Here is a 21,119-nt window from a genome sequence, read left to right as displayed (position 1 = left end):
CAGATGATGAATTATGTGGACGCATTATACACGCCATCCTGCCAGCCGCCTCGCCGTCAGGCCACCGGCATGATTTTGCGCAAATAAGCCTGCGTCATGAAGAGGCGAACCGATCAGCGGGTTTTTCGCCAGCCAATCAGCCAGGTCACGATACCGCCGGCCATCAGCCAGCCGGGCATCATTCCCCACTCAGGGCGATGGATAAAAAGCAGCGTACCACTGAGCAATAAAACCGCGCCTATACCAAACAGATAACGGGATTGGCCCTGGCGCACATGACGCACATGCATATCCCGCACGATAGTATCGACGCTGGTCTGCAGCTGTTTGCTCTGCTGCAGGCTCTGATACACCAGCTCAGGTATTTCAGGCATTCTTTCGATCCAGAACGGCGCTTTGTCTTTAAACGCGCGCACCAGCGCCGGAATACCGACCTGATCTTTGATCCACGACTCAAGGAAAGGCTTCGCCGTTTTCCACAAGTCTAACTGAGGATAGAGCTGCCGGCCTACCCCTTCTACGTAAAGTAATGTCTTCTGTAGCAAAACAAGCTGCGGCTGGACTTCCATATTGAAGCGCCGCGCGGTGTTGAACAGATTTAGCAGCACGTGGCCGAAGGAGATCTCCGCCAGCGGCTTCTCAAAGATGGGCTCGCAGACCGTGCGGATCGCGAACTCAAACTCTTCAACATTGGTGTCCGGCGGAACCCAACCGGAGTCGACGTGCAGCTCGGCAACCTTACGATAATCGCGGTTGAAAAAGGCGATAAAGTTTTCCGCCAGATAGCGCTTATCTTCTTTGTTCAGCGAGCCGACAATACCGCAGTCGATGCCAATATACTGCGGATCTTCCGGGTGCTCGTAGCTGACGAAGATGTTGCCAGGGTGCATATCGGCATGGAAAAAGCTGTCGCGGAACACCTGGGTGAAGAAGACCTGCACACCCCGCTCCGCCAGCAGTTGCATATTGGTTCCCTGAGCCTCGAGCGCCTCCACGTCGGAAACCGGAATGCCGTAGATGCGCTCCATCACCATCATGCTTTCGCTGCAGTAATCGGGGTACACTTCCGGCACATACAGCATCGGGCTGTCTTCGAAATTACGCCGCAACTGAATGGCGTTGGCGGATTCCCGCAGCAGGTTCAGCTCGTCCAGCAGCGTTTTTTCATACTCACGAACCACCTCCTGCGGGCGCAGACGTCGGCCGTCAGGCAGCAGTCGCGGCACCCAGCGCGCCAGGCGGTAGATGAGCTTCATGTCCGCTTTAATGATCGGCAAGATATCCGGGCGGATAACCTTGATCACCACCTCTTTGCCGCTCTCTTTCAGACGCGCGGTATGCACCTGGGCGATAGACGCCGAGGCTAACGGCTCAACGGAGAAATCATCAAACCAGGCCTCCACCGGCAGGCCACCCATCGCTTTTTCTATCTGCTGCTGCGCAAGCTTCCCTTCAAAGGGCGCCACGCGGTCCTGCAACAGCGCCAGTTGATCGGCAATATGCGGAGGAAAGAGATCCCGCCGCGTGGAAAGCATCTGGCCGAATTTAATCCACACCGGCCCCAGCTCCTGGAGCGCCAGCCGCAGACGGGCGCCAAGAGGTTGATCCTGATGGCGGTTTGGCATCCAGAAGAGCATCCGCCGCCAGATACGCAGCGGCAGCGTGATCCGCATTTTGGGGATAAGCTCATCGAGCCCGTAGCTCAAAAAGGTGTGGATGATGAAATACAGGCGCCGTAATTCTCCTGGCGTCATTTGCCCTCCAGCGTTTCCAGCCGTTTTTCCAGTGCGGCCAGCGCGCGTTCAATAGCCGTCGTCTCTTCAGCAAACCAGGCCAGCTCCAGCGGCCCCGGTGCCAGGCGCCACTCTTCAGTGATCGCTTCAGCGACATAACGCTGCTGGCGCTGCGCGCCCTTCAGTAAAAACTGAGCGCCGCCGCGGAGGACTTTACCGACGCCTTCGGCCACGATGTCACCGGTATAAGGCGCCAGCAGCTCAGCGGGATCGAACTCTGCCAGATCGCACAGGGTGACCATGTTCTGCACCACCTGCAGATCGCCCTGCACTTCCAGCTCGCCGCTACGGATAAGCGCCGTCAGTTGTTGACGGTTGCGTAGTTTTGGCAGCACGCTGAGCCGGGTAATCACGGTGCAGTCAGCCTCTCCGTCCCAGGCGCTCAGAACATCAACCTGGCGTTCACTGAACACCAGCACCACGGGCGTAGCGAAATCCTGCAGCTGTACCCGCAATACCTTGCCCAGCAGGCGCTGGCGGGCGGGTTTTAGCGCTTTGTCGCGCCAGAGGAAAGTATTTAGCGCCGTTTCAATGCCAGCGGTCACCAGGGGTGTGAAAGGCATAGCGTCCCTCCTGTCAGAACTTGTAACCGCGATGCAAAGCAACGATACCCGCCGTCAGGTTGTAGTAGTCCACGCTTTCGAAGCCTGCATCCTGCATCATCCCTTTCAGGGTTTCCTGGTCCGGATGCATACGAATAGATTCCGCCAGGTAGCGATAGCTGTCGCCATCTTTTGCCACCAGCTCGCCCACTTTCGGCAGGATATGGAAGGAGTAAGCGTCGTAGGCTTTGCTCAGCGGTTCGATAATGGGTTTAGAAAACTCCAGCACCAGCAGACGTCCACCCGGCTTCAGCACGCGGTACATCGAGCGCAGCGCTTTCTCTTTGTCGGTCACGTTACGCAGACCGAAAGAGATGGTGATGCAGTCAAAGGTATTATCAGCAAACGGCAGGGCTTCCGCGTTGGCCTGAACATACTCAACGTTACCCACGATGCCGATATTGCGCAGCTTTTCGCGGCCCATTTTGAGCATTGAATCATTGATATCAGCAAGCATAACGCGGCCGGTTTCCCCTACCAGACGGGAAAACTTAGCCGTCAAATCACCGGTCCCCCCCGCCAGATCCAGCACGGTCTGCCCGCGACGTACGCCGCTGCAGTCGATGGTGAAACGCTTCCACAAACGATGGATACCAAACGACATCAAGTCATTCATCACATCATACTTTGCGGCGACAGAATGGAATACATGCGCCACCATGTCTGCTTTCTGCTCTTTAGCGACCGTCTGAAAGCCAAAGTGCGTCGTTTCTTGTGAATCCTCAACCATCTTTATGCCTGCTTGCTTTTCAAGAAAATGTTCACTGAGTGTATCAGACTCAGCGCATTTCCCATACGTTTCAGCGTGGCGGAGCCGCCTCCCGGCTACGCACCGGCTCGGCAGAGTCGGGTGAAAATGCCTCATTTTCCGGCAGGTTATCCTCCGCTTCGAGACGATATGGATCGTCCTGAGCAATGGCTTGTTCGACTAAATCAGGATTAATCCCGCGCTTGACCTCCACGCCCAACCCGCGAAAAGCCTCCGCCTGGGCCAGAAGATTACCGCGCCCGGAAGCGAGCTTTTTCATCGCCTGGCGATAGTTCTCTTGCGCTTTATCCAGACTCTGGCCGATAGCGGACATATCGTCCACAAACAGGCGCATTTTGTCGTAAAGGCGCCCCGCCCGCTCGGCGATCTTCTGCGCGTTGCGGCTTTGGTGCTCATAACGCCACAGATTGGCGATGGTGCGCAGGGCCACCAGCAGCGTCGTCGGGCTAACCAGCATAATATTATTTTGCAGCGCCTCGCTGATAAGCTCGGGCTGACGGTCGATGGCCAGCAGGAATGCCGGCTCGACGGGAATAAACATCAGCACATAGTCTAGGGAGCGCAGGCCTGGCAGTTGCTGATAATCCTTGCGCCCCAGCAGGCGAATATGATTTCGCACCGAAGCAAGGTGCTCCTGCAGCGCGACTTCGCGGGTGTAGTCGTCCTCGGCGTTGAAATAACGCTCATAGGCGACAAGGGTCATTTTGGCGTCGATAACCACGTCTTTACCCTGCGGCAGGCGCACGATGACGTCCGGCTGCATCCGCGAGCGGTTGTCGGTCTCGATGCTGACCTGGGTTTGGTACTCATAGCCTTCCCGCAGGCCGGAGGCCTCCAGCACGCGGGTGAGAACCACTTCCCCCCAATTGCCCTGGGTTTTGTTATCGCCCTTCAGCGCTTTGGTCAGGTTCAGCGCCTCCTGCGCCATCTGCGCGTTCAGCTGCTGCAGGTTACGGATCTCATGCGCCAGGGTGTGCCTTTCTCGCGCCTCCTGACCGAAGCTCTCCTGCACCTGCCGGCGGAACCCGTCCAGTTGTTCGCGAAGCGGTGTCAGCAGGCCATGCAGGCTCTGGCGATTTTGCTCATCGACGCGTCGGTTGCTGTGTTCGAAAATGCGGTTGGCGAGGTTTTCAAACTGCTCGCTCAGGCGCTGCTCGCTGTTCACCATCTGGCGGATCTTATCTTCCGCATGCAGCTGGGTGGATTCGAGCCGGGTGGTAACCTCACGCAGATCGGCCTCCAGCGAGGTATTGATATCCCGCAGGCTGCGCAGCTCGTTGTTCAGCAGCTCGCACTCTTCACGCCAGTGGGCTTCCTGGACCAGTTGCTGACGGGCAGCGCTCAGCTCAATATCCAGCTCTCGCCGCTCCTCGATAAGATCGGCCCGAATTTGATCGGCGCGCGCTTTGGTCGCCAGCCAGCCGACGATTAACCCGGCAGCCAGTGCGATAACCGCGCTGATAATAATGGAGAGATCCACGACGCCCCCTGCGATAACCTGATGACACAAAATAGAATTGTGCTGTACAAACGTCCAGTTTAAAAGGAATTTCCTGCGAGAGGCGACGCAAAAAAAAGGCCGGAGGATCCGGCCTGAAGGGAAAGCGGTTTAATTACAGCAGACGGCGCGCCGCTTCGACGACGATTTTCACCGCGTGGCTTTCGGTTTGCTTCATGGTTTCGGCGTTAGGGATCTCTTGCTGGGTACGGTTAACGATAACCCCAGCCACCATCCCGGCGCGCAGGCCCTGGCTGGCGCACATGGTCAGCAGCGTAGCGGATTCCATTTCATAGTTCATCACGCCCATCGCCTGCCACTCTTCCATAGAGCCTTTGAAGCGGCTCACCACGCGACCGGAGAACGTGTCGTAACGCTCCTGGCCCGGGTAGAAAGTATCCGAGGAGGCGGTCACGCCGATATGGGTGGTGGCGCCAATGGATTTCGCCGCTTCCACCAGCGCGGTGGTGCAGGCGAAATCTGCGACGGCCGGGAATTCCATCGGCGCGAAGTGCAGGCTGGCGCCGTCCAGACGCACGGAGGCGGTGGTGACCAGCACATCGCCAACGTTGATGTGCGGCTGAATGGCGCCGGTGGTGCCAATGCGCAGGAAGGTACGTACGCCAAGCTGCGCCAGCTCTTCCACAGCGATAGACGTAGACGGGCCGCCGATGCCAGTGGAGCAGACGATCACCGGTTTGCCGTCCAGCTCCGCGCGCCAGGAGGTAAATTCGCGGTGGGATGCCAGCTTAACCGGCTTATCCATCAGCGCGGCGATCTTTTCCACACGCTCCGGATCGCCAGGGACGATAGCCAGCGTAGCCCCTTGTAAATCGTTCTTGGTGAGGCCGAGATGAAAAACATCAGACTTGGACATAAAAAACTCCTCTGTGGGTCGAATTATCAGCAGAAGCAAAACGGTACTGTACAGAAGCCCCAGGCAACATTTTGTGATGATAGTCACCAAGAACAATAATGATTGCAGTTGTTTTTCAGTAAATAGTGATACACATCACATTAACAAGTTATATTCATCGTCACAGAACAAAAGATAGCCGCTTTCAGGCACTGTGCTTTATTACCGCCCGAACTAAAGGTAAAGGGTCTATAGTTACTGATGCGCTAATAAATAAGGGTACGGAGAATACCATGACCACCACCAAGCAACCTGGATTCGCACCTGCAGCCTCGCCGCACGCCGCAACCGCCGTTCATACGCCGGAAGAGCATATTGTCGCCGGAGAGACCTCTATTCCCTCTCAGGGTGAAAACATGCCGGCTTACCATGCCCGTCCGAAAAACGTCGATGGCCCATTGCCGATCGTCATCGTGGTACAGGAAATTTTCGGCGTGCATGAGCATATTCGCGATCTTTGTCGCCGCCTGGCGCAGGAAGGCTATCTGGCTATCGCGCCTGAGTTGTACTTCCGTCAGGGCGATCCGAATGAGTATCACGATATCCCAACCCTGTTTAAAGAGCTGGTTACCAAGGTGCCGGACGCGCAGGTGTTGGCGGATCTCGACCACGTCGCCAGCTGGGCGGCGCGTCATGGCGGCGATGCCCATCGTCTGCTGATCACCGGCTTCTGCTGGGGCGGACGCATCACCTGGCTGTATGCCGCACATAACCCGCAGCTTAAAGCGGCAGTGGCCTGGTACGGCAAGCTGGTGGGAGAAAAATCGCTGAATTCGCCAAAACATCCGGTGGATATCGCCGTCGATCTCAACGCCCCGGTGCTCGGCCTGTACGGTGCGAAAGACGCCAGCATTCCGCAGGACACCGTCGAGACGATGCGTCAGGCGCTGCGGGCGGCTAACGCCACAGCGGAAATCGTGGTCTATCCCGAAGCCGATCACGCCTTTAACGCCGACTATCGCGCCAGCTATCACGAAGAGTCAGCCAAAGACGGCTGGCAGCGAATGCTGGCCTGGTTTGCGCAGTATGGCGGAAAAAAAGGGTAATCGCCCAAAGCATGAAAAAAGGAGGCAAATGCCTCCTTTTTGATTTTTCCGGTGACGATCAAGCGGACTGGCGCAGATTCCGCGCCGCTTGCACCATATTCGCCAGCGCGGCGCGCGTCTCCGGCCAGCCGCGGGTTTTCAGGCCGCAGTCCGGATTGACCCACAGCCGCTCCGCCGGGATACGCTGCGCGGCTTTTTCCAGCAGCGCTTCGATCCACTCCACGCTCGGTACGTTTGGCGAGTGAATATCATATACTCCCGGCCCGATCTCATTGGGATACTCGAACACTTCGAACGACTCCAGCAGTTCCATGTCGGAACGCGAGGTTTCAATGGTGATCACGTCAGCATCCAGCGCGGCGATGGAGTCCATGATGTCGTTGAACTCGCAATAGCACATGTGGGTATGGATCTGAGTATCGTCTTTGGCCACCGCAGCGTTAAGACGGAAGGCTTCCACACCCCACTGCAGATAGGCATCCCAGTCGCTGCGCTTCAGCGGTAAACCTTCGCGCAAGGCCGGCTCATCAATCTGGATGATGCCGATACCGGCCGCCTCCAGATCCGCCACTTCATCACGCAGGGCCAGCGCAATCTGTTTCGCGATGGTTTCACGGCTGACGTCTTCCCGCGGGAAGGACCAGCACAGAATCGTCACCGGTCCAGTGAGCATCCCTTTCACCGGCTTGTCGGTCAGCGACTGCGCGTACTTCGCCCATTCAACGGTGATCGCCTGCGGACGGCTAACGTCGCCGATCACCACCGGCGGCTTCACGCAGCGGGAGCCATAGCTCTGCACCCAGCCGTTTTGCGTGAAGATGAAACCGTCCAGATGTTCACCGAAGTATTCCACCATATCGTTCCGCTCGGCTTCCCCGTGCACCAGTACGTCTAATCCTAACCGCTCCTGCTCGACGATCGCCTGCTTAATATGTTCCGCAATGCCGGTACGATAATGACTGGCGTCAAGATTTCCCTTTTTGAAGTCCAGGCGCAGGCCGCGGATCTCGGTCGTCTGCGGGAATGACCCGATGGTGGTGGTCGGCCAGGCCGGCAGGTTAAAGCGTTGACGCTGTGCCTGAGCGCGAACCTCATAGGGGCTGGCTCGCTGGCTGTCCTGAGGAGTGATCGCCGCCAGCCGTTTTTCCACCGCCGGGTTGTGTACGCGAGACGAATGGCGACGAGCATGGACTGGCGCGCTCCACTCGGTAATCGCCGCCGTATCGCCGCTGTTCAGCGCATCGCGCAGCAGCGCCAGCTCACCGCATTTTTGCAGAGCGAAGGCAAACCAGCTCTTCACTTCCGCATCAAGGCGCGTCTCCACGCTCAGGTCGATCGGGCTGTGCAGCAGAGAGCAGGATGAAGCGACCCACAGCTCGCGCTTACCGACGAGGTCTTTAATTTGCGCATACTTTTCGGCGAGATCGGCGCGCCAGACGTTACGCCCGTTGATCAGGCCGGCGGACAGCAGCCAGTCGGCCGGCAGACGTTTATGCAGTTCGGCGACATCATCTTTACCGTGGACCAGATCGACGTGCAGCCCCTGGACCGGTAGCGCAGCAATGGTCTCGAGATTGTCGCTAACGCCTTCAAAATAGGTGGTCAGCAGCAGTTTGACCTGGCCCTGCAGGGCGTCATAAGCCGGTTTAAAGGCCTCCAGCCACGCTGGCGGCAGCTCCAGCACCAGCGCCGGTTCATCAATCTGCACCCACGCAATGCCGCGCTTCGCCAGTTCGGCCAGCACCTGCTGATAAACCGGCAGGATGGCATTCAGCAGGCTCAGACGGTCAAACGGTTCGCCTTTCACTTTGCCCAGCCACAGATAAGTCACCGGCCCCAGCAGCACGGGCTTGATCTTGTGGCCTAGCGCCAGCGCTTCGTCCACTTCATCCAGCAGTTGGGTCCAGGTCAGTTTGAACTGCTGGCCCTGCACGAACTCCGGCACCATGTAGTGATAGTTGGTGTTGAACCACTTGGTCATTTCCGCGGCGGCCGCTGGCTCGCCGGTGGGCGCGCGGCCGCGGCCAATGCGGAACAGGGTATCGATATCGACAGAGCCGTCTTTGTTCTGATGACGAGCCGGCACGTTGCCAAGCAGCAGGCTGGTGGTCAGAACATGGTCGTACCAGGCGAAATCGCCCACCGGCAGCAGGTCAATACCGGCCTGCTTCTGCTGCTCCCAGTGACGGGCGCGCAGTTCCCGGCCTACCGCCAGCAGCTCCTCGCGAGTGACATTGCCCGCCCAATAGCTCTCTTGCGCTTTTTTCAGCTCGCGACGCAGGCCAACGCGAGGAAAACCGAGGGTGTGGTTAATAATTGTCATTTTTGTTCCTCTCTTATTTCATTGAATCTGAAGAAAAACTCTAAATAGTTCGGCTTGCAGGAAGGCGGCAACGATGCGCATCCCCAGGAGCTTACTGAAGTAAGTGACTGGGGTAAGCGAGGCAGCCAACGCATCTGCAAGTCGAAATATGACGAGTTTTAGACGTCCAGATGTTTACACATCCATAATTGGCAGTTACTGTATATTCCTCAAGCGCAAATTGCTCATGGCGAAGTGAAGGACTTTCATGATCGAAATTAAACATCTGAAAACGCTGCAAGCGTTGCGGAATAGCGGTTCACTGGCGGGCGCAGCGGCTGCCCTGCACCAGACCCAGTCCGCCTTGTCTCACCAGTTCAGCGATCTGGAACAGCGTCTTGGCTTTCGTCTCTTTGTGCGTAAGAGCCAGCCGCTGCGTTTTACCCCTCAGGGGGAGATCCTCTTACAGCTGGCCAACCAGGTGCTGCCGCAGATCGCCCGCGCCCTGCAGGACTGTAACGAACCGCAGCAGACCCGGCTGCGGCTGGCTATCGAATGCCACAGCTGTATTCAGTGGCTGACGCCGGCGCTGGAGAATTTCCGCGCCCGCTGGCCACACGTGGAAGTCGACTTCCATTCCGGCGTCACCTTCGACCCGCAGCCTGCGCTGCAGCAGGGCGAACTGGATCTGGTGATGACCTCCGATATCCTGCCGCGCAGCGGTCTGCATTACTCGCCAATGTTTGATTATGAGGTGCGCCTGGTGCTGGCGCCTGAGCACCCGTTAGCCATGAAGACGCTGATTACGCCGGAGGATCTGGCCGCGGAAACGCTGCTGATTTATCCCGTACAGCGCGGACGCCTCGACATCTGGCGCCATTTCCTGCAGCCGGCCGGTATCAGCCCCCAGCTAAAAAGCGTCGATAACACGCTGTTGCTGATCCAGATGGTGGCAGCCCGGATGGGCATCGCCGCGCTGCCGCACTGGGTGGTGGAAAGTTTTGAACGCCAGGGTCTGGTGGTGACCAAAACCCTGGGAGAGGGATTATGGAGCCGGCTGTACGCGGCCGTTCGCGATGGCGAGCAGCGTCAACCGGTCACCGAAGCGTTTATTCGCTCTGCGCGGAACCACGCCTGCGATCATCTGCCGTTTGTCCGGAGTGCGGAGCGACCCAGCGTCGATGGACCCACAGCGAGGCCAGGATCACCAACGCTCCGCTAATAAAGCTCGGCCAGTGCGGCTGCTCCTGCCAGATGGCAAGGTTAACCAGCAGCCCGGCGGGGACATGGACGTTATTCATGATCCCCAGCGTGCCGGCATCCACCTGGGTGGCGCCATAGTTCCACATAAAGTAGCCCAGCCCGGAAGCCACCACGCCGAGCCACACCAGCACGCTCCACTGCAGCGTGGTGGTCGGCAGCTTCTGGGCGTTGCCGAGCATAAACCACGCCGCCACCGCCACGATAAAGGCCCCGACATAGAACCAGGCAAAGGCATTGTGCTGCGGCATCGGACGCACCTCCATCAGGCGCTTGTAACCCACCATCCCGATGGCGAAGCAGAGGTTTGACAACTGCACCAGTAACAGCCCGGTCCAGAAATGATCGCTGACTTTGTCGTAACGGATAATCGCCGCCCCCAGCACCGCCAGCGCGGCGCTCAGCAGATAGCCCCAGCGCAGTTTCCGTCCGCTGAGCAGATCGTAGATCAGCGTGATATACAACGGGGTAAACACGGTAAACAGCAGGAATTCCGAGACCGTCAGATAGAGATAAGCGCGGAAGGCCAGCAGGTACATGATGCCAAGCTGCATCGCGCCCACCAGCATATAGAGCACGATCGTGCGCGGAGACTGGCCTCGCGTGCGCAGGAAAGGCAGGAACACCAGCGCCGCCAGGCCCACGCGCATCAGTACCGAAAAATAGCTGTCGACGCTACCGGCCAGGTACTCGCCAATCAGGCTAAAAGAAAAGGCCCACAGGATAGTGGTGATAATTAACAGCGCCACAATGGTCGTCTCGTTGGATAAAGAACAGGCATTGTAGCGAAGAGTCAGGTTGACGACTGGGTAATTATTCGCCAGTCGTCAATCTTTGTCAGTCGAGGTACAGCTTACGCAGGTAGTGCGGGACCGCATCGTCGGCGTTGCTACCGATCACTTCCAGTTCCGGATGCAGATCCTTCAGCCGCTGGTGGGCGTTGGCCATAATGCAGCCTTTGCCGGCCATCGACAGCATCTCGGCGTCGTTCATGCCGTCGCCGAAAGCGATGCAATCTGACAGACTGTAGCCGAGCATTTTCGCCACTGCCTCCAGCGCATGCCCCTTCGATACCCCGCCCGCCATCACCTCCAGGCAGGTTAAGGTGGAGAAGCTGACGTTCACGCGATCGCCCCAGCGGGCGTTCATCGCCTGCTCAAGCGGCAGCAAATGTTCGTGATCCTCACAGGTAAAGAACACCTTGCTGATCCCCTGCGGATCCAGTTCGCCCGGCTCATACAGCTTGTAGTTAAACACCGCCTCTTTGAAAAAGCGCATCTCTTCCGGGCGATGGCGGTTCATATACCACTCATCTTCCCGATAGACGTTAGTGACGATTTTCGGGTCGTTACGCACGATCTCAAACAGGTCGGCGGCAATATCACGGTCAAGGTTATGGGCGAAGATTTGCTGACCATCGCTATCGTGAACGCGGGCGCCGTTAGAGGTGATCATGTACGACCGGATGCCGAGGTTATCGCGGATCTGCCCGACGTCGATGTAGTGTCGGCCGGTGGCGAAGACGAAATTGATCCCACGGGCGGTAAGCAGCTTCAGCGTCTCTTTGGCATAGGGGGTCAGGAAATGATCGGGGGAAAGCAGCGTGCCGTCTAAATCAGACGCAACAACCTGGTACATAAAAAAGTTAACCTCTAAGCAGGGCGACGAGCGTTATCGTCGGATTAAGTATGTCGATTGAAAAACTCGACGATGGCATTGAGCGCGACTGAGCGCATAGCGTCCTTTTCAAAAAGGATCTCATGGTATGCCCCTTCAATGACGAGCGGCTTTCCGCCCTCACAGGGATGGCCGGCGGCGGCCCGTAATTCACAATAGCGGTCGTGCATTAGATTATCGACCACCCGCTCCTCCTCCGCCTGCAGCAGCAGCGTCGGGGCGGTATCTTTTTCCACATTCGCCAGCACTTCGTCACCGGCCAGCATGCCTTCGCGCACCCAGTGCCAGGTCGGGCCGCCAACCTGCAGTCGCGGCTCGTCGGCATAGAAGCGCAGGTTACGACGATAGCGTTGTCGACTGTGCGTCAGCACGTTAACGGCAAAAGGCAGCGCCCGCCAGCGTCCGGTGCCGATGGCATACTCTTCGCGAATGCGCTGATGGCCCTCAGCCCAGTCGAGAATATGACGCACCATCCAGTCCGGCAGCCGAATGATAATCCCGAACATCGGCGCGCAGAGCGCAATCGCATCGCAATGCGCCTGGTAGCGTTGCAGAAAGAGCGTGGCAATCGCCCCGCCCATAGAGTGAGCGAGGATAAACCGTTTTCGCCAGTGGCCGGGGACCACCTGCTGCTGCCAGAGCGCAGCCAGGTCATCAACATAATCGCTGAAGTTCACCACGTGCCCGCGGTGAGTATCAGAGAGCAGACGACCCGAGCGACCCTGACCGCGATGGTCGATGATCATCACGTCAAAGCCGCTGTGAAAGAGATCGTAGGCCACTTCAGCATACTTCACGTAGCTTTCAATGCGCCCAGGGCAAATCAGCACCAGTCGATCGTGATTTTGCGCGCAAAAGCGAACAAAGCGTACCGGTACATCATCGACGCCTTTAAATTCAGCCTCTTCGCGCTGTCGCCAGAAATCCGTCAGCGGCCCCATGCTAAAGGCCGCAAACGCGTTTTCTCGTGTTTCCCAGTCCTTTTTCTGCCCAAACATCGGGTTTACACCCCTGTTAACCGCTGAAAATCGTTTTTTTGCCGTGTATCACACAATGCTGACACAATAGCGTATTGTGGCATAAAAACAGACAATCAGGGAGTTTCTCATGACCATTGAGTGGTGGTTCGCCTACCTGCTGACATCAATCATTCTCAGCCTGTCCCCGGGTTCCGGAGCGATTAATACCATGACCACCTCCATTAACCACGGATACCGCGGCGCGGCGGCGTCAATTGCCGGTTTGCAGACCGGGCTGGCCATTCATATCGTGCTGGTCGGCGTCGGTCTCGGCACCCTGTTCTCCCGCTCGGTTCTGGCCTTTGAGGTGCTGAAATGGGCCGGCGCAGCCTATCTTATCTGGCTGGGTATCCAGCAATGGCGCGCGGCAGGGGCCATCGACCTGAATACGCTGGCGAAGGCGCAGACGCGCGGCAAACTGTTCCAGCGTGCGGTGTTCGTGAATCTCACCAATCCCAAAAGCATTGTTTTTCTGGCCGCCCTGTTTCCGCAGTTTATCCTGCCCCACCAGCCCCAGGTGATGCAGTATCTCGTTCTGGGCGTCACCACCATCGTCGTCGATATCATTGTGATGATTGGCTATGCGACCCTGGCGCAGCGCATTTCAGCCTGGATTAAAGGGCCAAAGCAGATGAAGGCGCTGAATAAAGTCTTTGGTTCACTGTTTATGCTGGTTGGGGCGCTCCTCGCCTCCGCCCGTCACGCCTGAATGATGAAATCTCGCTCGCAAAGAGAGGTTCGCCTGGCGGGCGAAGCAATCTCTCTGCGCGAGCCGGCGCGCAAAGCGGGAAATTAATTTTTTTGCCCGCTGTCGACGCTGAGCCCACCGTGCCAGGATGCCGCCAGATAGGTGATTCACGGATGAACGGCGATGGCAGAAACGGCGACCCCTCATGATGCGGTATTTAAAACTTTTCTCTCACGGATAGAGACGGCGCGCGATTTCATCGAGATCCACCTGCCTCCGGCGTTAACAGCGATCTGCAAACTGGATACCCTACGTCTGGAATCCGGCAGCTTTCTTGAAGACGACCTCAGGCCCTACTACAGCGATATTCTCTACTCGCTGGAAACCACCCGCGGTAAGGGGTATGTCCATGTTCTGATCGAGCACCAGAGCGCCCCCGATAAACTGATGGCCTTTCGCTTAATGCGCTATGCCGTCGCCGCCATGCAGCGCCATCTGGAGAACGGCCATAAAACGCTGCCTCTGGTTATCCCGGTCCTCTTCTATCAGGGACGACGCAGCCCCTATCCCTGGTCTATGAGCTGGCTGGATAATTTCGCCGATCCCGAGACCGCCCGCCAGCTCTATAGCGGAGCGTTTCCGCTGGTCGATATCACGGTGATCCCCGACGACGACATTATGCAGCACCGCAGCATGGCGGCCCTGACGCTGGTGCAAAAACACATCCGTCAGCGCGATATGGCGCAATTGCTGGATAAGTTGACCCAACTCTTAATGCTGGAGCAGATGAGCGGACAACAAATCACCGTATTGGTAAACTATATGGCTCAGGCAGGGGATGCCGAGGATACTCGGACACTCTTATACGGGCTGGCACAGCGCGTGCCGCAGCATGGAGGATTACTGATGACGCTGGCGGAAACATGGCTCGCAGAAGGTATGGAAAAAGACATCAGGAAAGGCGTACAGCAAGGTATAAAGGAAGGTATAAAGGAAGGCAAACATCAGGCCCTGCTGCAGGTTGCCGAAGCGATGCGCAAACGCGGTATTGATGACGAAGCGATTATGGAAATGACCGGTCTGTCTGAAGACGAGCTGCAGCGGCTTCGCCACTGACACTTTCTCCACCCGGATATAGCCGGGTGGAGCATCACGCCAGGTTAACGCGAGATAATCAGGTGGATGCCGAAGCCCGCAAACAGCGTGCCGGCGATACCGTCGATCCACTTCGCCATCCGCTGATAGCCGCGGCGCATCCCCGGCAGGGCGAACAGGCTGGCAACCACCATAAACCAGGCCAGCGTCTCCATGATAATCAGCAGAAAAATACCCCAGCGCGCGCCGGCGCCAACGCTGTCACCGACGAACAGCGAGAACACCGAGCCGAAATAGATAATCGCTTTCGGGTTCGCCAGATTGGTCAGCAATCCCTTCAGGAAGCTGCGTCCGCTGCGGGCCAGCTCAACCTGCGGCTCTGGCGGGGATACCGCCTCTTTTTTCAACGCGCCGCGCAGCATCTGGTAGCCCATCCAGCACAGGTACAAGCCCCCGCCGACCATAATGATGTTGTGCAGCCACGCCATTCTGGCGAGGATCAGGTTCAGGCCGAGCAGCGCTACCCCCGCCCAGATCATTACGCCGCAGGTGATCCCCAGCACTCCCATCATCGCCTCTCTGCGCGAGCGGCTGATGGCCGTTTGTGAGACAAAGAAAAAATCCGGCCCCGGACTCATCAGCGCAATGATATGCACCAGCGCCACGGTAAGGAAAAGCATCAGCATAGTTAACTCGCAGGAAAATAATGAAGAGGATAACTATTCTGGCACTTTTATAGCCAGCTGACTACTCGTCGTCGCCATCGACATGCGACCGGATCAGCGCCATAAACGGCTTGCCGAAACGCTCGAGTTTACGTGTCCCCACGCCGTTGACGCTGAGCATTTCGCCGGCGGTTAGCGGCGACTGCTCCGCCATCTCAATAAGCGTCGCGTCGTTAAAGACCACGTACGGGGGAATGTTTTCTTCATCGGCAATCGCTTTACGTAATTTGCGCAGCTTGGCAAACAGCTTACGATCGTAATTACCGCCGAAGGATTTCTGCATCGCCTTCGGCTTCAGCGCCACGATACGCGGTACGGCAAGCTGCAGCGGGACGTCGCCGCGCAGCACCGGGCGTGCGGCTTCGGTCAGCTGCAGCGCGGAGTGCTGGGCGATATTCTGCGTCACCAGCCCAAGGTGAATCAGTTGGCGGATCACGCTCACCCAGTGCTCGTGACTCTGTTCCCGGCCGATGCCGTATACCGGGAGCTTATCGTGGCCCATCTCACGGATGCGCTGATTGTTAGCGCCTCGCAGGACTTCCACCACATAACCCATCCCGAAGCGCTGGTTGACCCGGTAAATAGTGGAGAGCGCCTTACGGGCGTCCATTAAGCCATCGTACTGCTTCGGCGGATCAAGACAGATATCGCAATTGCCGCACGGCTCCTGGCGTCCTTCGCCAAAGTAGTTCAGCAGCACCAGACGACGACAGGTCTGGGCTTCAGCAAACGCCCCCATCGCGTTCAGCTTATGCCGTTCGATATCCTGCAGCGGCCCGGCGGGCTTCTCTTCCAGACAGCGGCGCAGCCACGCCATGTCCGCCGGATCGTAAAACAGCATCGCTTCCGCCGGCAGGCCGTCACGCCCGGCGCGGCCGGTCTCCTGATAGTAGGATTCAATATTGCGCGGGATATCAAAATGCACCACAAAGCGGACGTTCGGCTTGTTGATGCCCATCCCAAAGGCCACTGTCGCCACCACAATCTGCAGATCGTCGCGCTGGAATTTCTCCTGCACGTCGGCGCGCACGTCGTTTTCCAGGCCGGCATGGTAAGCCGCCGCGCTGATGCCGCGGCTCTGCAGACGCGCGGCGGTATCTTCCACTTTCGAACGGCTGTTGCAGTAGATAATGCCCGATTTGCCGCGCTGATCCTGGACGTAGCGCATCAGTTGGTCGAGTGGCTTGAATTTCTCCATCAGCATATAGCGGATGTTCGGCCGGTCGAAGCTGCTGACCTGTATGAGCGGATCGTTAAGTCCCAGCAGACGGACGATATCGCGGCGGGTGGTGTCATCGGCGGTGGCGGTCAACGCCATAAACGGGATCTGCGGCATCCGCTGACGAAGCTGGCCCAGCGCGGCATATTCCGGGCGGAAGTCATGGCCCCACTGGGAGATGCAGTGCGCTTCGTCCACCGCCAGCATCGCCAGATTCCAGTTCGCCAGATGCTCAAGGAAGTTGTCGAGCATCAACCGTTCCGGAGCGATATACAGCAGACGAACCTGCCCGCTGCGGCAGCCGGCCATCACGTCCTGCTGCTGTTCGCGGCTCTGGGTCGAGTTCAGACAGGCCGCCGCCACGCCGTTGGCCAGCAGCTGATCGACCTGATCTTTCATCAGCGAGATCAGCGGCGAGACCACTACCGTCAGGCCGCCCATAACCAGCGCCGGTACCTGATAACACAGTGACTTGCCGCCACCGGTCGGCATGACCACCAGGCAGTCACGGCCCTCGAGCACCGTCTCGATAATCGTCTCCTGGCCAGGGCGGAACTGCTGGTAGCCGAAGGTCTCTTGTAAAACCTGCTTAGCCAGCGATTCCTGATTTAATACTTCCGCCTGTGCCACGTTGACCCCATTTGCCTGAAAAGAAAACAGGCGCTATTTTCAGCGCCTGCGAGCCAGAGTGCAACGATTAAAACAGATCGTTGAGCATTAGCCCGACGCCGACGCGCGTTTGATTAAAGTTATAGTCGATAAGCGATTCGCCGTAGCCGCTGTAGATCTGGGTGTAAGCGCGAACATGTTTGGTGATGGGATAGCTCACCCCCAACTCCGCCCCGCCGTAGCCAGTGTTCCAGTTATATTGCCCCTGCGCGCTGAGGATCGCCTCGCCAAGCTGGTAACCCACCTTCAGGCGGTAATAGCCCATATATTTGGTGATATCCGGGTTATCATCGGTGCTGCCCACCACATACCAGGGTTTCACTTCCACCAGCCAGTTGCCATTTTGCGCCATCAGGCGGGCATAGAGCCGGTTCCAGCTACGCGAGGTGGGATCGGAGCGGCCATTCGAGTCGTGGTTATATCCCATTTCGATATCGCGCAACGTCCAGCCGGCAAACTGATAGTCGGTGGCAAAGCCAAGGAACAGCTGAGGTTCATAGTTGGTTTCGCGAAACGGCGCCGACTCTTTGCTGTTGGAGAGCTGCCACCAGGACTTCTGGGTATAGGACGCGCCGAGCAGCGAATTATCCCCCAGGATGCCGCGCCACAGCGGGAAGGCGAGGCTCAGTTGAAACTTGACTTCATCTTTACGGGCATTTTCGGCCCAGTCATAGCTGCGAATCGCCTCTTTATTGAGATCGCTGGTCCACGTGTAGAGCAGATAGTTGCTTTCATAAGGGTAGAGCAGAAAAGGATTATCATGATCCTGTAGCAGGTTGGCGATAATACTGCCGCGCACTGCTGGTTTGTCGTGTACCGACGCATCCTGCGCCATAACACCAGCCGGTAGCGCGCACAGCGCCGCCAGGCAGGCCAAAGAGATACGCATGCTGGTCTCCTGATAAATAGTTTTTATTTTTGTTTAACCTGAAGACATTCTACCTGTTTATTAATCCCCTGCCCCCTAATCCACTCCGAAAGTGGAAATCAATATTTTAGAAGCATAAAATCAACATTTTATTAACGAATGGAACCGGTGTTATGTCTGAACTTACTGCCGAAGCAGCTCTGAAACTGGTGGGGGAGATTTTCGTCTATCACATGCCGTTTAACCGCGCCCTCGGCCTCGAACTGGAGCGCTATGAAAAAGCGTTTGCCCAGCTCAGCTTTAATAATCAGCCGATGATGGTCGGCAACTGGGCGCAAAGCATTCTGCATGGCGGTGTAATCGCCTCCGCGCTGGACGTCGCCGCAGGTCTGGTCTGCGTTGGCAGCACCCTTACCCGCCATGACACCATCAATGAAGAAGAGCTGCGCCAGCGGCTTTCCCGCATGGGAACCATCGACCTGCGCGTGGACTACCTGCGTCCTGGCCGCGGCGAACGTTTTACCGCGACCAGCACCCTGCTGCGCGCCGGCAATAAAGTGGCGGTAGCCCGTGTGGAACTGCATAACGAAGCTCAGGTATATATTGCCAGCGCAACAGCGACCTATATGGTGGGTTGATTGCCCAAAATCGAGTAACATCACTCTCTTTGGCAATGGATTTTACCGATGGATGCGAAACAGACGCGGTTGGGGATTATTCTGGCCCTCGCCGCCTACTTTATCTGGGGTATCGCGCCGGCGTACTTCAAACTTATCTACTATGTTCCCGCCGATGAAATTCTGACCCATCGCGTGATCTGGTCTTTCTTCTTCATGGTGGCGCTCATCAGCGTTAGCCGTCAGTGGCCGCAGGTGAAAAAGCTGCTGAAGACGCCGCGCAAGATCTTCCTGCTGGCGCTCTCTGCGGTGCTGGTCGGCGGCAACTGGCTGCTGTTCATCTGGGCGGTGAATAACCACCATATGCTGGAAGCCAGCCTCGGCTACTTTATCAACCCGCTGGTGAATATTCTGTTAGGGATGATTTTCCTTGGCGAACGTTTCCGTCGCCTGCAGTGGCTGGCGATGATCCTCGCCTTTTGCGGCGTGCTGGTGCAGCTCTGGACCTTTGGTTCGCTACCGATAATCGGCCTTGGTTTGGCCTTCAGCTTTGCCTTTTATGGTCTGGTGCGGAAGAAAATCGCTGTCGATGCGCAGACCGGCATGCTGGTGGAAACGCTGTGGCTGTTGCCGGTGGCGGCGATTTGGCTGTTCGGCATCACCGACAGCCCCACCAGCCATATGGGGCAGAACCCCTGGTCGCTCAATCTGCTGCTGATGGCGGCGGGCGTGGTGACCACCATCCCTCTGCTGTGCTTCACCGGGGCGGCAACGCGTCTGCGGCTCTCCACGCTGGGCTTTTTCCAGTACATCGGCCCGACGCTGATGTTCCTGCTGGCGGTGACGTTCTACGGCGAAGTGCCGGGCAAGGATAAAATGGTCACCTTTGGCTTTATCTGGGTGGCGCTGGCGATATTCGTGATGGATGCGGTGTATACGCAAAGGCGGGGGCGTCGGAGCTAGGACATTGCCGGATGGCGGCTCCGCCCTATCCGGCTTACAAAAGTACAGCACCCAGGCCGGATAAGCGCAGCGCATCCGGCACAACAACTACAGCCAGTTTTTACGCTTGAAGTAGAGATACGGCGCCAGGCCAGCCAGCATCATAAAGACGATCGCCCCCGGGTAGCCGAAGCTCCAGTGCAGCTCAGGCATAAATTCAAAGTTCATCCCGTAGCTGGAGGCCACCAGAGTTGGCGGCAGGAACACCACCGACACCACCGAGAAGATCTTGATGATGCGGTTCTGCTCGATGTTGATAAAGCCCATCGCCGCCTGCATCAGGAAGTTCACCTTCTGGAACAGCGATTCGTTGTGCGGCAGCAGGGATTCGATATCGCGCAGGATCTCCCGCGCCTGCTCCAGTTGGCCCGCCGGCAGGCGCGCTTTGCGCACGAGAAAGTTCAGCGCGCGCTGGGTATCCATCAAACACAGGCGGACCTTCCAGCCGATATCTTCCAGCTCCGCCAACGTCGACAGCGCTTCGTCGTACTCATCGCCCTGGTGGCCTTCCATAATCACGCGGCTCAGCTTTTCCAGGTCGCTGTAGATGTTTTCTATCTCATCCGCCAGCTGTTCGATTTTGGTCTCGAACAGATCTAACAGCAGCTCGTAGGCGTTGCCGTCCACCAGGGTCTGGTTACGCACGCGCATGCGGTAGAGGCGAAAAGCGGGCAGTTCACGCTCACGCAGCGTAAACAGGCGCCCTTCGCGGATGGTAAACGCCACGGTAGAGTTACCCGCGTGATCGTCGGCATCTTCGAAAAAGAAGAAGGAGTGGATATGTAACCCGTCTTCATCTTCAAAGAAACGCGCGGAGGCTTCGATATCTTCCAGCTCCGGGCGCGTCGCCAGGTTCTGACCCAGTTCCGTCTGCACGCGGCTTCGCTCATCGTCGTCAGGCTCGACCAGATCGACCCACACCGAGCTGGCGAGGTGCTTGATCTCATCGGCTTCCAGGCGCGTTAAACGATTGTTTTCCAGTTGAAATGCGCTCAGCATGACCGGGACTCCCAATGCAAAAAAATTATCGGACAGTTCGGTGGGCACACAGAAACAAATTGGGTTTCAGACCATTAAGCCTGACTCAGCGCGACGGGAATGGGGCAGGTCGCTGACAACCGCTAAGGCTATCAGCATAAGAGGATAGCCTTAGGAGTTGTTCCTGAATGACAGGAAGTTGAGCCAGCATCTACTGGGTGTGTCCAAGGCGAATGTCCTCTTAGCGTAATCGTGCGCGCATGTTACGCCAGCGCAAAATCGGCGTCAACACGCAACGGAACGCGAAAGCGCAAATCAGGCGCCTTAACGTATAAAGGTAGCAGAATATTACAAAATAATGATATTTTTCTTAAAG

General features: G+C 57.4%; 20 protein-coding genes. 6 read left to right on the top strand and 14 right to left on the bottom strand.

Annotated features, from left to right (window positions below; all coding sequences use genetic code 11):
* Positions 1-113: 113 nt before the first annotated feature.
* The 5 genes from ubiB to udp all read right to left on the bottom strand — a co-directional run bounded on the left by ubiB (position 114) and on the right by udp (position 5,539).
* On the bottom strand, positions 114-1,754 hold the full coding sequence (gene ubiB, locus CE636_RS16060; RefSeq protein WP_017899387.1) for a ubiquinone biosynthesis regulatory protein kinase UbiB: 1,641 nt from the start codon (positions 1,752-1,754) through the stop codon (positions 114-116).
* The gene (ubiJ, locus tag CE636_RS16055; protein ID WP_004886750.1) at positions 1,751-2,356 is read right to left on the bottom strand and encodes a ubiquinone biosynthesis protein UbiJ; all 606 of its coding nucleotides are present in this window, start codon (positions 2,354-2,356) and stop codon (positions 1,751-1,753) included. The genes ubiB and ubiJ overlap by 4 nt, the downstream gene beginning before the upstream one ends.
* Before the next feature lie 13 nt (positions 2,357-2,369).
* Positions 2,370-3,125 carry a bifunctional demethylmenaquinone methyltransferase/2-methoxy-6-polyprenyl-1,4-benzoquinol methylase UbiE gene (gene ubiE / locus CE636_RS16050; protein WP_004886751.1) on the bottom strand — a complete coding sequence of 252 codons (756 nt, stop codon included), beginning with the start codon at positions 3,123-3,125 and terminating at the stop codon, positions 2,370-2,372.
* A gap of 70 nt (positions 3,126-3,195) precedes the next feature.
* Positions 3,196-4,644 (bottom strand): DNA recombination protein RmuC, encoded by a 1,449-nt coding sequence (rmuC, locus tag CE636_RS16045; RefSeq protein ID WP_017899388.1) that lies wholly within the window; start codon positions 4,642-4,644, stop codon positions 3,196-3,198.
* Positions 4,645-4,777: 133 nt separating this feature from the next.
* Positions 4,778-5,539, bottom strand: coding sequence for a uridine phosphorylase (gene udp, locus CE636_RS16040; protein ID WP_002883419.1), 762 nt, complete (start codon positions 5,537-5,539; stop codon positions 4,778-4,780).
* 272 nt (positions 5,540-5,811) lie between these two features.
* Between udp and CE636_RS16035 the strand changes: the two genes are divergently transcribed.
* Positions 5,812-6,624: a dienelactone hydrolase family protein gene (locus tag CE636_RS16035; RefSeq protein ID WP_004886756.1), complete on the top strand. Its 813-nt coding sequence runs from the start codon at positions 5,812-5,814 to the stop codon at positions 6,622-6,624.
* A gap of 58 nt (positions 6,625-6,682) precedes the next feature.
* Here CE636_RS16035 and metE read toward each other — a convergent pair whose 3' ends face one another.
* A complete protein-coding gene (metE, locus tag CE636_RS16030; RefSeq protein WP_017899389.1) occupies positions 6,683-8,947 on the bottom strand; it encodes a 5-methyltetrahydropteroyltriglutamate--homocysteine S-methyltransferase in 2,265 nt (754 codons plus the stop codon).
* A gap of 247 nt (positions 8,948-9,194) precedes the next feature.
* Here metE and metR point away from each other — a divergent pair, with 247 nt between their 5' ends.
* Positions 9,195-10,148: an HTH-type transcriptional regulator MetR gene (gene metR, locus CE636_RS16025; RefSeq protein WP_017899391.1), complete on the top strand. Its 954-nt coding sequence runs from the start codon at positions 9,195-9,197 to the stop codon at positions 10,146-10,148.
* On the opposite strand, the gene CE636_RS16020 is transcribed toward metR, so the two are convergent.
* The 3 genes from CE636_RS16020 to pldB form a co-directional block, all read right to left on the bottom strand.
* Positions 10,036-10,935, bottom strand: coding sequence for a carboxylate/amino acid/amine transporter (locus CE636_RS16020; RefSeq protein ID WP_002883414.1), 900 nt, complete (start codon positions 10,933-10,935; stop codon positions 10,036-10,038). The two genes, metR and CE636_RS16020, sit on opposite strands and share 113 nt — an antisense overlap.
* Positions 10,936-11,023: 88 nt before the next feature.
* A complete protein-coding gene (gene yigL / locus CE636_RS16015; protein ID WP_017899394.1) occupies positions 11,024-11,824 on the bottom strand; it encodes a sugar/pyridoxal phosphate phosphatase YigL in 801 nt (266 codons plus the stop codon).
* 44 nt (positions 11,825-11,868) lie between these two features.
* Positions 11,869-12,861, bottom strand: a complete 993-nt coding sequence (gene pldB, locus CE636_RS16010; RefSeq protein WP_004886768.1) for a lysophospholipase L2 — start codon at positions 12,859-12,861, stop codon at positions 11,869-11,871.
* Positions 12,862-12,970: 109 nt separating this feature from the next.
* Between pldB and rhtB the strand changes: the two genes are divergently transcribed.
* Entirely contained in the window at positions 12,971-13,591 is a 621-nt protein-coding gene (gene rhtB / locus CE636_RS16005; protein WP_002883411.1) for a homoserine/homoserine lactone efflux protein, read from the top strand.
* A gap of 162 nt (positions 13,592-13,753) precedes the next feature.
* Positions 13,754-14,686, top strand: a complete 933-nt coding sequence (locus tag CE636_RS16000; RefSeq protein ID WP_017899395.1) for an Rpn family recombination-promoting nuclease/putative transposase — start codon at positions 13,754-13,756, stop codon at positions 14,684-14,686.
* 44 nt (positions 14,687-14,730) lie between these two features.
* On the opposite strand, the gene rhtC is transcribed toward CE636_RS16000, so the two are convergent.
* The 3 genes from rhtC to pldA all read right to left on the bottom strand — a co-directional run bounded on the left by rhtC (position 14,731) and on the right by pldA (position 18,167).
* Positions 14,731-15,351, bottom strand: coding sequence for a threonine export protein RhtC (gene rhtC / locus CE636_RS15995; RefSeq protein WP_004886772.1), 621 nt, complete (start codon positions 15,349-15,351; stop codon positions 14,731-14,733).
* 61 nt (positions 15,352-15,412) lie between these two features.
* Positions 15,413-17,239, bottom strand: a complete 1,827-nt coding sequence (gene recQ / locus CE636_RS15990; protein ID WP_004886773.1) for an ATP-dependent DNA helicase RecQ — start codon at positions 17,237-17,239, stop codon at positions 15,413-15,415.
* A gap of 67 nt (positions 17,240-17,306) precedes the next feature.
* Positions 17,307-18,167, bottom strand: a complete 861-nt coding sequence (pldA, locus tag CE636_RS15985; protein ID WP_004886777.1) for a phospholipase A — start codon at positions 18,165-18,167, stop codon at positions 17,307-17,309.
* Between the two features lie 152 nt (positions 18,168-18,319).
* On the opposite strand from pldA, the gene yigI reads away from it, so the two are divergent.
* Positions 18,320-18,784, top strand: coding sequence for an acyl-CoA thioesterase YigI (yigI, locus tag CE636_RS15980; RefSeq protein ID WP_002883404.1), 465 nt, complete (start codon positions 18,320-18,322; stop codon positions 18,782-18,784).
* Between the two features lie 48 nt (positions 18,785-18,832).
* The gene (gene rarD, locus CE636_RS15975; protein WP_017899396.1) at positions 18,833-19,726 is read left to right on the top strand and encodes an EamA family transporter RarD; all 894 of its coding nucleotides are present in this window, start codon (positions 18,833-18,835) and stop codon (positions 19,724-19,726) included.
* An 87-nt stretch (positions 19,727-19,813) separates the two neighbouring features.
* Here rarD and corA read toward each other — a convergent pair whose 3' ends face one another.
* Positions 19,814-20,764 carry a magnesium/cobalt transporter CorA gene (corA, locus tag CE636_RS15970; RefSeq protein WP_002883400.1) on the bottom strand — a complete coding sequence of 317 codons (951 nt, stop codon included), beginning with the start codon at positions 20,762-20,764 and terminating at the stop codon, positions 19,814-19,816.
* A gap of 150 nt (positions 20,765-20,914) precedes the next feature.
* Positions 20,915-20,971: a YsgD/CorL family protein gene (ysgD, locus tag CE636_RS29665; protein ID WP_349815745.1), complete on the bottom strand. Its 57-nt coding sequence runs from the start codon at positions 20,969-20,971 to the stop codon at positions 20,915-20,917.
* Positions 20,972-21,119: the final 148 nt, after the last annotated feature.

This window comes from Klebsiella sp. LY (assembly GCF_004010915.1).
GTDB classification, from domain to species: Bacteria; Pseudomonadota; Gammaproteobacteria; order Enterobacterales; family Enterobacteriaceae; genus Klebsiella; species Klebsiella quasipneumoniae.
The sequence above is the reverse complement of the archived record's forward strand: the minus strand, read 5'-3'. Positions and strand labels throughout refer to the sequence as shown.

Bases quoted from the DNA above. Each gene is read 5' to 3' on its own strand.
- udp (WP_002883419.1), bottom strand. From the start codon at position 5,539: ATGTCCAAGTCTGATGTTTTTCATCTCGGCCTCACCAAGAACGATTTA.
- CE636_RS16000 (WP_017899395.1), top strand. From the start codon at position 13,754: ATGGCAGAAACGGCGACCCCTCATGATGCGGTATTTAAAACTTTTCTC.
- metE (WP_017899389.1), bottom strand. From the start codon at position 8,947: ATGACAATTATTAACCACACCCTCGGTTTTCCTCGCGTTGGCCTGCGT.
- CE636_RS16035 (WP_004886756.1), top strand. From the start codon at position 5,812: ATGACCACCACCAAGCAACCTGGATTCGCACCTGCAGCCTCGCCGCAC.
- ubiB (WP_017899387.1), bottom strand. From the start codon at position 1,754: ATGACGCCAGGAGAATTACGGCGCCTGTATTTCATCATCCACACCTTT.
- ubiE (WP_004886751.1), bottom strand. From the start codon at position 3,125: ATGGTTGAGGATTCACAAGAAACGACGCACTTTGGCTTTCAGACGGTC.
- rhtB (WP_002883411.1), top strand. From the start codon at position 12,971: ATGACCATTGAGTGGTGGTTCGCCTACCTGCTGACATCAATCATTCTC.
- pldA (WP_004886777.1), bottom strand. From the start codon at position 18,167: ATGCGTATCTCTTTGGCCTGCCTGGCGGCGCTGTGCGCGCTACCGGCT.
- rarD (WP_017899396.1), top strand. From the start codon at position 18,833: ATGGATGCGAAACAGACGCGGTTGGGGATTATTCTGGCCCTCGCCGCC.
- yigL (WP_017899394.1), bottom strand. From the start codon at position 11,824: ATGTACCAGGTTGTTGCGTCTGATTTAGACGGCACGCTGCTTTCCCCC.
- rhtC (WP_004886772.1), bottom strand. From the start codon at position 15,351: ATGCTGATGCTTTTCCTTACCGTGGCGCTGGTGCATATCATTGCGCTG.
- metR (WP_017899391.1), top strand. From the start codon at position 9,195: ATGATCGAAATTAAACATCTGAAAACGCTGCAAGCGTTGCGGAATAGC.
- yigI (WP_002883404.1), top strand. From the start codon at position 18,320: ATGTCTGAACTTACTGCCGAAGCAGCTCTGAAACTGGTGGGGGAGATT.
- pldB (WP_004886768.1), bottom strand. From the start codon at position 12,861: ATGTTTGGGCAGAAAAAGGACTGGGAAACACGAGAAAACGCGTTTGCG.
- corA (WP_002883400.1), bottom strand. From the start codon at position 20,764: ATGCTGAGCGCATTTCAACTGGAAAACAATCGTTTAACGCGCCTGGAA.
- ubiJ (WP_004886750.1), bottom strand. From the start codon at position 2,356: ATGCCTTTCACACCCCTGGTGACCGCTGGCATTGAAACGGCGCTAAAT.